Origin of the sequence: Paenibacillus sp. 598K (assembly GCF_003851045.1) — a bacterium.
Lineage (GTDB): Bacteria > Bacillota > Bacilli > Paenibacillales > Paenibacillaceae > Paenibacillus_D.
Window position 1 is genome coordinate 69,233 of sequence record NZ_BFBX01000042.1, and the last position, 16,296, is coordinate 85,528.

Here is a 16,296-nt window from a genome sequence, read left to right on the forward strand (position 1 = left end):
CCTCTCAGTATTGCCGCAATCTGCGGGAATCATAAGAGAAGGCGCAAAAAACGAGTCGCGGCAAGGGCTGAAGCAGCGCTCGTAGAGCGCGAAGGTTGTCACACAATCGTGAGATTGGGAGGATAGAAATACAATATGTAGTATGTTAAAATGAGTTATGACCACAATATATGGAGTCGGAAGGTGGAGCTCTCTGTATCTTGCTGCAACATAAGATCGCCTGACCGACAGGAGATGGAGGCGTTGTGACGATGGCGGAACTGCAGACCGGCGCGCTGAGCGGGCTGAGCGAGAAGATCTTCCTGGACCGATATGCCTGGAAGGCTAGTGATCCGGGAGAGGCCAAGTTGGGCGATACGGTGTTGGTATTGACGAAGGACGACCCCAAATTCCCTACCAAGGAGGCGGGTGAGGTAATCGCCCGGGTCGGCAAGCAGGTCACTGTAAAAACGCGGAGCGGCCAAACCGTGACAACCGATACGGACAAGCTGACCTTGACACGAGAGCAGACGCCGGGCCAGATGTGGGATCGACTGGCGCGGGCGATGGCTGACGTCGAGGAGACGGAGCCATTGCAGCAGCAATGGGCCGAACGCTTCCGTTATATTCTCGACGACTGGAAACTCGTGCCTGGCGGTCGGATCGCAGCCGGGGCGGGGGCAAGTGACGAGCTGACGCTATTCAACTGCTATGTGCTGCCCTCTCCGCATGACAGCCGGGGCGGCATCCTCTCGACGTTATCGGAGATGACGGAGATTATGGCGCGCGGGGGCGGCGTCGGCATCAATCTGTCGTCGCTGCGGCCGAAGCGGGCGACCGTCGCCGGCGTGAACGGCTCCTCGAGCGGCTCGGTCTCATGGGGCGGTCTGTTCAGCTACACGACAGGCCTGATCGAGCAGGGGGGGAGCCGTCGTGGCGCGCTTATGCTCATGCTGAATGACTGGCACCCCGATCTGGAGGACTTCATCACCGTCAAGCAAAAGATGGGCGAGGTGACCAATGCCAATCTCTCGGTCTGTCTGAGCAACGCCTTCATGCGGGCGGTCAAGGAAGACCTGGAATGGGAGCTGGTCTTCCCGGATACGCGCGATCCCGACTATGATCGGCTCTGGCAGGGCGATCTGCAAGCCTGGCGCAAGCTCGGCAAGCCGGTGCAATCGTATCGCAAGCTGCGGGCCCGCGACATCTGGCATACGATCATCGAGTCGGCGTGGCGTTCGGCCGAGCCGGGCGTCGTCTTCATGGAGCATTACAATGAGATGTCCAATAGCTACTATTACAATCCGATCATCTGCACTAACCCATGCGGCGAGCAAGGTCTGCCGGCGTGGGGCGTCTGCAATCTGTCGGCGATCAACCTCTCGCGCTTCTACGACGAGGCGACGCATGATGTGGACTGGCCGGAGCTGGCCAAGGTGACGAAGTGGGCCGTCCGGTTCCTCGACAATGTCATCGATGCGACGCCGTACCACTTCCCGGAAAATGAAGCGAACCAAAAGCGGGAGCGCCGTGTCGGGCTTGGTACGATGGGACTGGCCGAGCTGATGATACGTCTTGGTATCCGGTACGGAGACGAAGCGTCGCTTGCCTTCCTGGACCGTCTCTACGCTTTCATAGCTCGCGAGGCTTATCTGGCATCGACGGAGATCGCGGCGGAGAAAGGTTCGTTCCCGGCCTTCAAGCCGGAGCCGTTCCTGAAGAGCGGCTTCATGCGGGAGCTGACGGGCGTCTATCCGGAGGTGGGCGAAGCGGTCCGCAGCCGCGGCATCCGCAATGTCACGCTGATCACCCAGGCGCCAACCGGCAGCACCGGGACGATGGTCGGCACGTCGACCGGCATCGAGCCTTATTTCGCCTTCGAGTATTATCGTCAGAGCCGGCTCGGCTATGACCGGCAGCTCGTGCCGATCGCGCAGCAGTGGCAGGACGCCCATCCCGGCGAGGAGCTGCCGCCGTACTTCGTCACGGCGATGCAGCTGACGGCCGAGGAGCATATCCGCGCCCAGGCCGCGATCCAGCGTTGGGTCGACAGCTCGATCTCCAAGACGGCCAATGCGCCGGCAGACTTCACCATCGAGGATACGAAGCGTCTATACGAGCTCGCCTTCGAGCTGGGCTGCAAGGGCGTGACCATCTATCGCGACGGCAGCCGCGACGTCCAGGTGCTCTCTACTGCGAGCAAGGAGAAAGACGGCGAAGCGGAGTCGAAGAGCGAGGGTGAGGGCGAGCAGCCTGAGGGGCAATCTGAGGTGCAGCCGCTGGATGAATCGGCGGGGGAAGCGGAGCAGACAGGCGGAGTTGTGGGAGAGGCAGGTGGAGCTTCGGGCGATAGGCTGGCGGCAGTGCCGCAAACGCCGATCGACAAGCAGTACAAGCGGCGGCCGCAGGTGCTGCGCGGGGCGACCTACAAGGTCAATACGCCATTCGGCATGGCCTACATTACGATCAATGATCTGGACGGCACGCCAGGCGAGATCTTCCTCAACGTTGGCAAGGCTGGCTCCGACGTGTTCGCGATGGCCGAGGCGCTCGGCCGCGTCTGCTCGCTATTCCTGCGCTACGGGGATCACGGCAGCAAGGCGCAACTACTGATTAAGCATCTGAAAGGGATCGGCGGCACTGGCGCCATCGGGTTCGGCGCGGCCCGCGTCGAGTCGATCGCCGACGCGGTGGCCAAGGCGATCGAGCAGCATCTAGCTGCGGCTGAGGAGGTGCTGGGCGAGCCGCAGCGGTTCGAGGCCGCGTATGCGCCGCAGCCAGCCGCGCATGAGGAGGCGGCGGCGATCGAAGAGGCGGCGATGCGCGAAGAGGTAGCGATGGATCAGGAGACAGCATCATCGCGCTCGGTGTATGCTCCAGGTGGAGTGGTGGCGGACCGAGAGACTGCTGGTGAGGGTGCGGCAAGCGCGAGCGCAACAGGTAAAGAGACATCGCAAGTCAGCACTGCCAGCCCCGGACACGGCCAGTTGCCGTACAGCTCGACCGATCTGTGTCCGTCCTGCGGCTCCGCCTCGCTCATCAACACTGAAGGCTGCAAAACTTGCGCGAGCTGCGGGTATAGTCGGTGCTAATCATTATAGGTGAATCTTCCTCGCGTGTCCCTCCTAATTAGACAGTCACCTCCCGAGCCTTTGCTGGCTCGGGCTTTTCGTTGTACAGGAAAGTCCGGCCCACCGTTATCCGGTAGCAATGTCTCAGATATAAGATAAAAGTAGCAGGAGCTCAGAATAATTTTAGTTTATCTGGTAGAATAGATAAAAATGGTCCTATGGTGTTTGATTACATGACAAAAATGTTGGAAGAACTTCTCGCAGTTCCTCAACCACTTCAAGAAATAAGAGGGTAGATTGAATGAAGAAATTTTTATTTCCAAACCCTGGATTTACTTTTTTTGTTGTAGTTTATTTTTCCTTTTTAATTTCAGTTTTTATTGTGCTGTTTTTGGGATTTGATTATGTGCCTAAGAATACAGGGATAATTGTAGTTGGAATAGTCATCTTGATTTCAGTATTTCTGTTTTACGATTTTATACTAAATAAAAAAGTATATATTGATCATTCTGGTGTATATTTCAAGTCACTCGTGAGAGAGTTGTATTTTCCATGGGAGGAAATCGAGGAAATCGGCATTGTTGAAATGAGTCGGAGAGCTAGATTTCTTTGTTTCTCCAAAATGAAAAATGAGACAGGGAAACAAATAACCAAGCTTTCAAAAGATCATATTTATTTGATTCCCAGAAGGTCATTAATTGAGTGTATCCAAATGTACTGGAAGAAAGATATTATTATAATAGACCAAACTGATTATGATAAATTTTTTCGATTAAAATAGAAATGACCAAATGCCCGCTCTTGTTGCCACAAGATGTGGGCATTTGACATTTTTGTTTTACCTCAATTACAAAACCCTATATTATAGCACAGTCTTGGGTCTATAAGCCCATGATCATTAGCAAGCAGGAGAGCCCTTAGTTGGCCTCCTGCTTCTTTGCGTGGTTCAACAATTCTGTCTAGCATTGTCCAGAAATTGTTCAGTGGGACCTGTTACACTTCGTACAGTGTCGAAATATCAGGAAGTTTGTAGGTCTATGGTCTCACCCTGAGACGATCTTTGCACAGAGAGGGAGAGGTATGCGCGATGAGCAGGAGAAGCGTCCAACCTTTGCGGCTGGGGTTGCGAAAGACAAATAGAAGAGAGGGGGACGTAAGGGATGCGTAAGCTGAACCAGGGCAAGCGGCTGCTGGCCGCATGGCTGATTGTGTCGATGCTTGTCGCTTTATTTCCGCTTGGGGGCGTGCAAGTCGCTTATGCGGCGGAAGACTTCGAGGTGAAGTTTGGCAAGGGCGTAACGATCGGCAATGCGACCTACGCCGCCCAAAATGCATTTATCAACTTTTATCAAAACGATGTGCCGGGTTTCACTCATCCGATCAAGCCAAGCCAAATTATCGACTGGTCCTCAGGCAACATCCGTCTGGGCTATGGCGACAACTGGGAGACAGCCAAGTTCGTCATCAACGTCGCCAACAATCCGGAGCTGAAGGCATTGGCGCAGAGCGGCGAGGCCGAGGTATTGATCGGCTTCAGCAAGATGATCTACTACTCCGGCTTCCTGAGCTGGACGCGGATCACGCGCGGCAGCATCAAGGTCGATAATGATGTGCTGTTCAGCCGCCAGACGCCAAAAGGCGGGATCGGCAGAACCGAAGTGAAGGCGAAGATTACGCCAACCTCGGTCATCACGATCGAATTCACCGGCGAAGGCCGCCGCTACAAGGACAACGGCCGTTTGAACGGCGTCGAGGGCTTCTATGTCAAGTTCCAGGACACCAAACGTCCGGTACTCGAGGACTACGATCTGAACAATGGCGTAGGCGCTCAGCGTACGAACGTCACAGGCAAGCAGCACGAGATGTACATCAAGCAACAGGAGGAGCTCACGCTCACCTACAAGTTCAGCGAGCCGGTCAGACCGTCGGCGCTGTCGCCGAACGGCCAGAATGATCACTTCCTCCGTCATCCGCTGTTCGTCAACATCGCAGGCACAGGCTTGCCGGCAGCAGGCGAGCAGCAATATATGAACAACCTGGATTTCCTCACCAATGCCGATGTCGCGAAATATGCGAAGGACATCCGCTGGCGTTATACAGGGTCCAGGTATCATCAGAGCGCAGGATACGTGACGCCGAAGATCACTGGCGGCACGACGGGCTCGCAGATGGATCAATCGATGGAGGAGAAGCTGAAAGGCGCCAAGCTCGCTGACGCAGCTGGCAACGTCGTGCAGCTGCGGATGCCGCGCAAGACCGTCTCGCCGATCCTCGAGGAGCGCGATGAAGCAAACAATCTGATTAGCTTCATCAACGGAACGACCGACGATCCGTTTAATCCGCGCAACGGGTTTGCCGTCATCATCGACGGCGTCGCGCCGAAATATACGAAGGTGGGCAACGGTATCCAGCCCGAGATCCTCACCGGCGTCAACATTAACAAAAACGACACGATCGACTTCACGGTCCAACTAACCGAGGACGCGGTCGTCAAGCGAGGGTGGGACGTCAACCGAACGTTCATCCATCTTAATAACGGTATGAAGGCCTATTATGTTGCAGGCCAGAATACGAAAAACTGGACCTTCCGGGCGACGATCCCGGACGGCACGACGGTGGAGACGCCGCTGCTCAAGGTGATCGCGATCTCGCATGATCAGAAGGGCAATGACAGCGACATTAATGTCATCCAGGACTATGCAGGCAATCTGCTCATCCAGCCAGCAGACTTCACTGGCGAGCATGTCGACGGCACTCGTGACCACGGCGATGTCTCGCTCGTCCAATCGAAGATCGACTGGGCCAAGCTGATCATCGACAACACGCCGCCGGATATCGACTTCCGTTATCAGAATGGCGGCGCCAACGATCAGCAGTACTTGAAAAACGGCAATATCACGGTGGACGCCAATGATCCGAATCTGCTCATCCCGCATCTCGATCCGGTGCAGTCCGACCGGGGCAGCGAGCGTCCGAGCATGGGCATCTTCCGGCCATCGAATATGACGGGCGGCTCATCGCCGTCGGTAGGCTTGATCTTCTACTGGTGGAGCCAGACGTCGACTAATCCGCTCGATGGCAAGGAAGATGATCAATATGCAGCAATCAAGCGCTATTCGATCTCCGGCAAACAGCCGAGCGAGGAGCTGTACGAGGGCTTCGACCATCTGCAGCTGCAGGTTGTCAGCAACAAAAACAATCTGATCGCGCCGCCGCCCGAGGCGATCGCCGCCGGTACTGCGGGACCTTGGTATCTGCATGCCTGGACCGCAGATATGACCTGGGATTCGGCGCGCGAACTGAAGCAATACGAGAAGATGAAAGAGTACAAACGATTGAATCATGAGCAGTACGAGCAATGGAAGGCCGAGCTGCAAGGCAGCGACGTCTCCGATGCCGACCGCGAGTTCTACGCCGACAACAAAGCGCTCGTAGCGGTAGGCGACTATGGCGACACCAATGTGTGGCCGCTCGAGGACTTCAAGCAAGAGGACTCCAACTGGAGCTACAGCAAGACGACGATGCTGCTCGACAATGCCGTGCCGGAGATCCTCAGCACAGGCATCGCTGGCGACAACACGATGAACGTCGAGATGACGGTATCAGTCACGGACGAGCATAGCGGTCTGGCGCAAGCCGACTACCAATGGGTGAAGGCAGGAGCTCAGCCTAGCGATGTCGACTGGAAGCAGGTTGATCTGCAAAACGGTCAAGCGACGCTGCGCACACTCGGCGAGGTAATCGAGGACGGAGATTATCATCTGTTCATCAAAGCCTCCGACAACGCAGGCAATGCTACAGTCTGGCAGGCGGAGGATACCGTCCATGTCAGCTCGTTGGAAAGCGTGTCCGGGGAGTTCCTGACAGAAGCGAACACCAACTATGTGAAGAGCGCCGATGTGCACTTCCGCATCAGCGGCGTAACGCCGGATCTCGTAGGTTATGCGGTAACGTCCAGCGCGGTGCGTCCTTCCGGCGACTCGTCCTATACGACGCTGCAGCCGCTGGCAGACGGAGCTCGGATGGCAGCTCCGAGCGGAGAGGCGCTGCAGGCGCCAGACGCTTCGGGACAGCCGCCAGAGGATAGCCCGTCGACAGAGACGAAGCAAGAGGCGCCTGAGGTAAGCATCCAGAGCGCAGGCACTGCGGAGGAGACGCCTGACGGCGAGTCTTCGCAAGCGGTCGAAGGCGGAGCTGAGGAAGAGCCGGCGGTAGATACCGTCCCGGACGACCAAGCATCAGAGCCGCTGATGACGCCACTCAGCCTTCCGACGTCCGCAAGCTACGCGGTGCCGGTAAGCGCCGAGCTGAACGGTATCTACTATGTGCATATGATGGTCAAGCAAGGCGACCGTTACTATTACTTCTCCAAGGCGTACTACCTGGACAACTCGGCGCCGCAGATTACGTTCAACAAGAAAGGCGTCGATTATCCTCGGGAGAAGCAGGATGTGACCGTGACGGTCACGGAGAACTACAGCAAAAACAACATGGACAATAAATACCTGTGGGTGCTGGCGAGCGCCGCAGCGCCAGAGCGCACGACAGCGGGCTGGCAGCAGCTGCCTGCCAGCGGCGTCGCCGTCATCGACAACGCAGCAGTAGAGGCGGGCAAAGTAGCTGACTACAAGCTGTACGTGTGGGCTACTGACGGCGCAGGCAATGACGTCATCGCCGCTACAGAATCGACCTTCAAGGTATCCAAGCCGGCCGGACCGGAAAATCCTCCGGTGCCCGGCGCTTCCGATATCATCTACGTATCGGGCGACGCACAGGACGGCTACACGGCCATTCTCAAGCTGGACCTGACCGTGCAGGACAAGCACGGCTACGAATACTCCGTGTCGCCCGACAACGGCGATACATGGGAGAGATGGAAGCCGTACACGAACTTCGTCTCGCTGAAGGTGCCGACGAACCTTCCGGAGCAATTGAAGGTACAGGTGAAGTACAGAGGACCGAGCGGCGTTGTCGGTCCAGCCAAAGACCTAGCGATCGACAAAGTCGCCAAGGAAGAGCCGGTCTACGGTCTAGCGACGCTGAGCACGACCCGGCCGGTGAAGGGCGAGACCGGAGTGAACATCGACGTGACGTTGCCGCTTGGCCTCCGCGTCGTCCCGGCTGCGGTCAACCCTTCGACGCCGGTCCGCAGCGGCAATACATTTAAGGTGCAGGAGAATGGCTACTATGCCTTCGATGTAATGGATCTAAGCGATAATACGCGCAAGGATGTGCTGTATATCGTCGTTAGCAGCATCGACAACGAAGCGCCGCGCGCGACGATCGAATACAACATTACAGGGCCGACCAACGCCAACGTGACGGCGCGAATCTCCGATTCGTCGGAGCCGATCGTCATGGTCAACAATAACGGGCGCAACGCCTACACGTTTGAAGAAAACGGCTCGTTCCTGTTCCAGTTCCGCGATGAAGCGGGCAATGTCGGGACAGAGCTGGCGACGGTCGCTAACATCAATCGCGAAACGCCGAAGGTGCGGATCGTCCGTTCCTATCATTATGGAGCCAATGGCAGTCTGAGCTTCGGCACGATAACGGACGGCAATGGCACGGTGCTCTTCTCCTCGGGCGTTACGCTTGAGGTGCAGCCGGAGGTAAGCGGGCAGAAGTTGCTCTTCCCGGATATGAAAAACGTGCAGACGTTGTTCGACAACGGCATCGCCCGATTCGTCGTCGCCGATGAGAACGGCAACACGACGGTCGTCGAGGAAGACGTATCGACGATCCTCTCCGACGCGCCGGAGCCGACCGAGGTGACGTACAGCTTCGTCGACAACGAAGGCGTGCCGCTCCCGGAAGAGCAGATCGTCACGATCGGCGGCGAGCGCTACGCCAGAGGCAAGGTGAAGGTGACGCTGAGCGGCAGCGTGACTGCGCCGAATCAGGTGTTCTCCGGATTGTCGCCGATCCAGGACGACAACGGTCAATACACGAACCGGATCAGCGAACAGGACGGCAGCTACACGTATAGTCGCACCTTCTCCAGCAACGGCTCGACCTCGGTCGGCTTCTCCGATCTGCTGGGCAACAACAGCCGGGTGCCGGTGACGATCCGCGGTCTGGATAATGTCGCGCCGGAGATTACGCTGAACAAGACGTCGGTTGGTATCCTCAAGGGTACGAAGGACGTCGACTACCGCACTGCTCTTGGCGGCTACACGGTGAGCGACAATCTGTCGGCGGCAGCCGATCTCAAGGTTGAGGTAGTGGGACTGGATACTGAGGTTCTTGGTGAGCGTACCGTCATCTACAAGGTGACCGACCAGGTCGGGAACACGACGGAAGCGAGACAGAAGGTGATCGTCATGGCTGAAGGCGGCATGCTGATCTTCGGCAACGATACCCTCATCTCTGCTGCATTCGGCGAGACCGCATTGTTCAACACCAATGTCATCACATTCCGCGTCACCGGCTTCAATGAGATGACGGTCGGCGGACAGAAAGCGATCAATGAGTGGGGTACGTTCGATCTGCTCTATCAGCCGGGTCTGTACCGGGAAGGGCAGATGAAATATATCGCGCAGAAGGTGAGCTACAAGGAGCTGGTCAGCGGCCAATTCAAGATCACGTTCCCGAAAGTGGGCTGGTACACGATTATCGTCCGCAACCAGGAGCGCGAGCGCGAGTACGCAACCTTCTTCGTCGGCAAGCTCCAATAAGCAAGCTGCAATAATTCGAACTCTACTGCGAACAGGCAATGACAGGGTTCCGGCCGGAGTTGCTCCGACCGGAACCGTGTCTGCTGCGCAAGGCTCTCTTCAACGAACAGGAGGTACTTAGGTGAAGCTTCTCAAGAAGACGACGGCCGTCATGCTGGCGCTCGTGCTGTTCCTCTCGGCTACCGCAGTCGGCATCGAGACGATCGCCGCACAGGTAGCCACATCCGGCAAGACCGTACTCCAGAATGATCTGATCAAGATTACGGTCGATAACGCCACTGGCCGCTACGGTATTCGTACCGTCGAGGGTCAACCGATCCGCAAAAACGACCAAAATGTCAATCTGATGTTCCAGGGCGACGATCCCGAGACATCGTTCACAACGTTCCGCATCGACGGCGACGACTATATTTTCGGCAACCCGTACAAATTCGGAGCAAGTCTGTTCTCCGAGACGACGACGCCGAAGATCGTGGGCAATCCCGACGGTACCCGACATGTCGAGACGACCTGGAAGATCAAGGGCGTCGAGATCAAGCAGGTGCTGATGCTGTACACGGACATGAAAGACAAGGCCAATATCGGCAATGTCAACATCCGCTACGAGGTCATCAACCGCAGCGGCGCGCGCGTCGAGCTAGGCAGCCGAATCCTACTCGATACGATGGTGGCAGGCAATGACGGTCCGGCCTTCCAGATCGGCACCGCCTACAAGGCGCCGCTGCTGGTCGAGCGCAAGCTGGTCCATGACCCGGCTGCGATCGGCATCCCGCAAGAGGATATCAACTTCTATAAGCTGCCTCCCTACTGGGTGATGCGGGACAAGCTGGATCTCAACAATCCGCAAGCGACCAACGTTATCGCCTATGGCTTCAATAATTTCGCCGAGGGTGGCTTCAACATCGTCGACGAGATGATCGTTGGCCATTGGAACGGACTGGCGAATACCAAATGGGATTACAATCTCAATCCCAACCTCGACTACACGCGCGACACCAACGATTACGGCACCGCCGACTCGGCCGTTGCCTTCTACTGGAACCCGAGAGCGATCGAAGCCAATGCCACGACGTCCTTTGAGACGGTCTATGGCTTGGGGGAGATTATCGAGGCGGACAAAATCTTTTCCGTGCGTTACCTCGATCCGCCACAGCAGCTAGCAACGTTGGCGGACAATAGTGCCTACACCGCTGAAGGGATCTTCAACATTACCGCTGAGATCGAGAATCTGGCGATGTTCGATATGGAGCATGACTTTATCGAGACGGAGCTGACCTTGCAGGGCGGATTGAACTTCGTCCGAACCGACGAGCTGGGGCAGGTCGTCTATGAGAACGGCAAAGCCGTCACCGAGCAATACCGCAGCAAAAAGCTGGAAATCCGCAAGGAACCGACGCCGGAGGAAGCCGAGCAGGGCATCCAGCCGAAGTTCAAGCCTGGCGACACGATCACCGTGTCCTATAAGGTGCAAGCGGTCGGCCGGCCTTGGCCGGTAACAAGAGAGTATATGATGGCGGCCCGCAGTCCACAGACGACGGCCAAGCTGACAGCAGACTCGGAGACGGCCGATGACGGGCTGAAGGCGCAGTATGAGTCGAGCCAGTCGAACTTCATCCTGCTGCCGGCAGTTGGCGACGCCGTACCGACTTATGTGTACGGTCTGACGCCCAAGGAGCTGTACAGCACCGATGTCAAGTACATCACGATGAACCTGTCCAACATCGAAGCTTACAACACAGGCAACGATACGACAGCGCCAAACTTCGACCTGTACATCCGCGAGAAGGTGACCGGCAAGCGTTACAAGGTGCCGGTGGAGGACTCTGTCCTCATCCAATCGACCGATGACGGCTATACCGGCGATATGCGCATCACCTATCGCGACGGCGAGGAGGTCGACAGCCAGGGACGCACCGTCCGCGCCATGAACGGGCCGGAGCTGCCGCTCGGCGAGTACCAGATGGAGCTGGACTACAAGGGCACCGCTGGCGGCGACGAGGAGATGGCGGCGATGTTCGACCTCATCACCGACCAGACGTTCCTTGTGACGGATAACAATGAGTCGCGGATTCGCGAAGCGAATATCGTTGCGCTCTACCGTCAGAACTTCGATCTGACGAAGATCGGCGCGCTGGCTGGCCATGATCAGGAGTATCTGGATGATCTGAACAGCATGTTCCCGGGCGATCCATTCTCGAGCATCTCGGCGCTGAATGGCGACCTGACGGGTTACAAGGCATTGCGCACCGCCTACGGCATCGCCAGCAATGCGACGGATCGGAAGTTCGATCTGACGGAATTCCTGTCGGCAGAAGCCTACAAAAAAATTCCGCTCTACCAATACAAGCTGTTTTACTCCGAGCAAGAGCTGAATGAATTTATGACCGACGAAGATTATGACCGAGAGGGACTGGTCGTCATCCGCGGTATGGTCAAGGAGGTTGGTACCGGGGCGACCAAGCAGGTAATCGTCGATACGAAGACGGAGCCGGCAATTATTAACCAAGCGGTCGCTTACAAAGGCAAGGATCTTGTCTTCGTGCGCGGCCAACTGGAAGCTTTCGGCAAGAAGTCCGATTCGCCATTCGTCAACTCGCTGTTTATTAAAGGCGATGGCACGCTCAGCGTAGCCAGCAGCGGCTTCGTCTTCCACCGGGGCGAGTGGACGCTCGATTTCTTTAACGGCTTCGAGAAGTCGCTCGGGGAAGGCTTGACCGTCGATGACGACGAGAAGCAGGATAAAAAAGGCAATGACGAGGACAACACGCTGAACGGCAGCCTCACGTGGGCGGCAGGAGCTGTAGGCGATCGGTTTAATCCGCTGCGGCAGGTTATGATCCAGAACGTCTACTTTAATCGTCAAAGTCTGTTTGCGCCGCCTGCTTTTGCGATCGGCGGGTTTGGCTTCACCTTCAATGACTTCATCCTGCGCGAGGGCGGCATCTCGTTTGGCGGCTCGATCAAGCTGAAGATCGTCGAAGGCGAAGTCGAGAACGTCGTCTTCAACGACGAAGGCTTCGTCGGCGTCGATGCGGCGCTGAAGTTCGAGCTGGGGGCCGACATCGGCCTGATCAACCCGAGCAAAAAGAAGGGCAAGGACAAGGAAAAGGGCGATAGCGCGAGCGGCGAAATCAAAGTCGTGCATTACGTCCAGCCGGTGCCAGGCGTAGCGAATACGTATGGCATCAAATTCAAGGCAGAGCTGAAGGACGTCGTCGAAATCGACGTCGAGCTGGCGTTCAAGCAGGTCAAGGACGGTCGGATCCTGCCGGACGTCATCGGCTTCGGCACCTCGCTTGGCAATCCAGGCGTCCTAATCACCGGTGCGACGTATCTGACCAAAGTGCGCGGCGCGATCCGCGAGCTGGCCGATACGATCGCTGGGGGATCGGACAAGGACCCGTTCCCGCTCGTCGTGCAGGCCGGGGTTAGCATGCGCTTCGGCGTCGCGCCGGCGTACTTCTTCGGCGATGTGGACCTGACGGTCAAGCGGACCGGCCTGAAGATCGAGGGCAAGCTTGGCTTCTCGATGAAGCCGGACGCCGATGAAGACGATCTGATGGAGCTGATCACCAAGGCGCTGCTCGAGGCGCAATGGGTGACGCCATGGTTCGTCAGAGTCGAAGCCGAGGTCGATATCGGCGGATGGGATGTCATCGTCGGCAAGGCCGGCATCTTCATCGGCCAAAATCTGGAGAAAAACCGGACGGACTTCGAGGGCTTCATCAGCTCCCGCATCCAGATTCCGAAAAGCGTGCCGGTCGTCGGCGGCTTGCCGATCTCCAGCGTGTTCTTCGGTCTTAACAACGACAAGATCTGGGGCAGCTTCGGCGTCCTGTTCATCTCCGTTGGCGTTACGTACTACTGGGGCGGCGGCATCGAGTTCGGCACCTCGGGCGAGTCGCTGCCAGACGGTCTGATCCATATGATCGTCGAGGACCCCGAGCGTGGTCCTACGCTGATGGTGATCGGTCAAGGCATGCAGACGCTCGCCACCTCGTGGCTGAACAGCGAGCAGGAGTCGCAGGAGATTACGTACCGTACGCTGGAGGATGGCGTCAAAATCGTCGAAAACGGTTCGACCTCCATCGGTATCGGCGGCATCAATGTGACCAATGGCGGTCGGGTGCACCAGATCCCGATGGACGACGTCTCGGGCAATGCAATTATCGAGATGGCTTATGACGGCAAGACGCAGCCTGCTTTCACATTGAAGGATGCGAGCGGCGCCAATCACAAGATCGTCTTTGACAATACGAATACAGTGTCAGGAGCCAATGCCTTCTCGCAAATCATCCCGGCCAAGGATGCCAAGGACGGCGTGGACTCCAGAAAGGTGTATATCGTACTGCCGGAGGAGAAGCTGGCGAGCGGCGGCACTTGGACGCTCACGGCCGATCGGGCCGTCGATACGCGCCTGCTCAATGTGCCAGTGCTTCCGGAGCTGAACGATGTGAAGCTGACCAAAAACGAGAGCGACAGCAAGCTGTTCACCGCCTCCTGGAAGGTGAACAATGCTCAGCCTGGCGATAAAGTTAATCTGTATCTGACACAAGAGCCGGTATCCGCTGGCATCCAGGCAGGCCAGACGGGCGTGCCGGAGGCAAGCGATCCGGGGCTGATGATCGCCAAGGACCTGCCGGTTGCCCAAAACGGCAGCACAACCGGCAAAGTGACAAGCGGCAGCACAACAATCGATGTCTCGCAGGTGACGCTGCTCGGCGGCACCGAGGATATCCGCGGCATGCTGCAGCAAGGCAACTACTATCTGCGAGCCGAGCTCAAGTCGGACAGCGCCTTCGGTACGAAGACGTCGGTCGATCGCTTCGAGATCATCGACCCGCTGGCGCCGCAAGCGGTCAGCGATGTCGTCGTCAAGCCGGCAGGCAACGGCCTGTTCGCCCTCAGCTTCAAGCCAAAGGCGAAGAAAAACGGCCATGGCGCCTTCGAGCACAGCTACATGATCGAAGCGCAGCAAGCGGTGGACGGCAAGCTGGTGCCCTACCCGGCATTCGGCGACATCCTCTTCACCGAAGCGGAGCTCGAACCGTTCTGGAATGCGCAGAGCGGCCAGTACGAGAACATCCTGATCGGCGGCTGGAGCGCGATGACGATCCCTGTCATGGACGACGAACCAGCGAATCCGTCGAATCCGTCGAATCCGTCGAATCAGACTGTTGCTCCTGTTCAACAAAAGGAAAAAATCGTCTATACCGGCCTTGAGGTCGGCAAGGAATATGTGATCGGCGTCAGCAGCGCCACCAAGCCGACTAAGGATGCCGACAAAAACGAGGCGTACCACTTTGCGAACCGGTCGGATGCTGCGAAGAAGCTGCTGCCGATTCCGGCCAAGCCTAGCGTGTGGACGCCGGGTCAGGCCAATGCCGACTTCCAGGAGGTATTGACCAACCAGACCAAGCAGACGATCCAGCTCGTATCGGATCAGAAGGATGTAGAGGTCGAAGCATTCTACGACGACAAGTCGCTCGGCAAGGTCAGCCTGACCAATACAGGCAACGGCAGCGCCGGCTCGATCACGTTTGATCAGCTGACGACCGACGGACCGTATGCGATCGAACTGGTCGCCCGCAACAAAAATACGCGGGACATGAAGGTTACGATGCTCTATCTGACTGTAGATACGATCGCGCCGAAGCTGTTCATCGAGCAGCCGGTGACGGGTGAGCGGACGAGCAATGGCGAGATTCGGATCGTCGGCTCGACGACCAATGACGCCGTCCTCACAGTGAATGGACAACGCATCGAGCTGGCGGCCAATGGCGACTTCGACAGCACCGTAGCGATCAGCGCCAACGATCCCGTCGTCGATCTGAATATCGTCGCCCGCGACGGGGCAGGCAACGAGAATACCGCTATCGTCGGCATTACCAATGACAGCTTCCGAGTACCAACAGCGCTCATCCTCGAGGAGCTGCCAGCCATCAAGCCAGGCGAGAGCCGTACCTTGGTCGCGAAGCTGCGCTACGTGACAGGCAAGCAAGACGGCAAGCCGACCTTCGTCGAGGAGGCGATCCCGACCGCTCAGCTGTCCAATCTCAGCTATGAGGTCGCGCGCGGCGATAGCGTCAAGCTGGACAAAAACGGCAAGATAACGGCGCAAGCGCTGGGTGTCAGTCTGATCGAGGCGGAATACCGGATCTCCGACGAAGTCGTGCTGGAGGCGGCGACGGCAGCGAAGGTCGCCAATCCGAAGCAGACGGCGCTGCGGTCGATCACCGCATCGACGGCAGTCATCCCGGGCAATACGAGTGCGACCCAACTGCTGATCCAGTCGACTGGAGATATGACCGGTCAACAGTTGGTGTACAAGGTGTTCCCGCAGGGCGCGAACGCTGCCGCTCCGAGCTTCGAGCAGAATCTCGGCGAGTGGAAATTCGTCCCGCAGAGCGGCGAAATCACCGTCTCCGACAGTGATCGTATCATCGTCGCAGCGCGTACCTCGCTGGACAAAAAAGCAATGGCCGTATCGACTGTCCTGACGCCGAAGGTGTATAAGGCACCTGTTAACGGTGGCGGCATCGGCGGCGGTGGCGGTGGCGGCGCAGGCG

4 protein-coding genes are annotated in these 16,296 nt (G+C 57.5%); all 4 read left to right on the forward strand.

What is annotated here, in order from left to right; genetic code table 11:
• Nucleotides 1–251: 251 nt before the first annotated feature.
• Complete coding sequence (locus PA598K_RS14015; protein WP_128657571.1) at nt 252–3,071, forward strand: adenosylcobalamin-dependent ribonucleoside-diphosphate reductase; 2,820 nt, start codon at nt 252–254, stop codon at nt 3,069–3,071.
• 280 nt (nt 3,072–3,351) lie between these two features.
• Nucleotides 3,352–3,831, forward strand: coding sequence for a hypothetical protein (locus tag PA598K_RS14020; RefSeq protein WP_128657572.1), 480 nt, complete (start codon nt 3,352–3,354; stop codon nt 3,829–3,831).
• A gap of 379 nt (nt 3,832–4,210) precedes the next feature.
• Complete coding sequence (locus tag PA598K_RS14025; RefSeq protein ID WP_128657573.1) at nt 4,211–9,727, forward strand: hypothetical protein; 5,517 nt, start codon at nt 4,211–4,213, stop codon at nt 9,725–9,727.
• 121 nt (nt 9,728–9,848) lie between these two features.
• Nucleotides 9,849–16,296 (forward strand): hypothetical protein (locus PA598K_RS14030; RefSeq protein WP_185601942.1); only part of this gene is annotated, 6,448 nt, incomplete at its 3' end.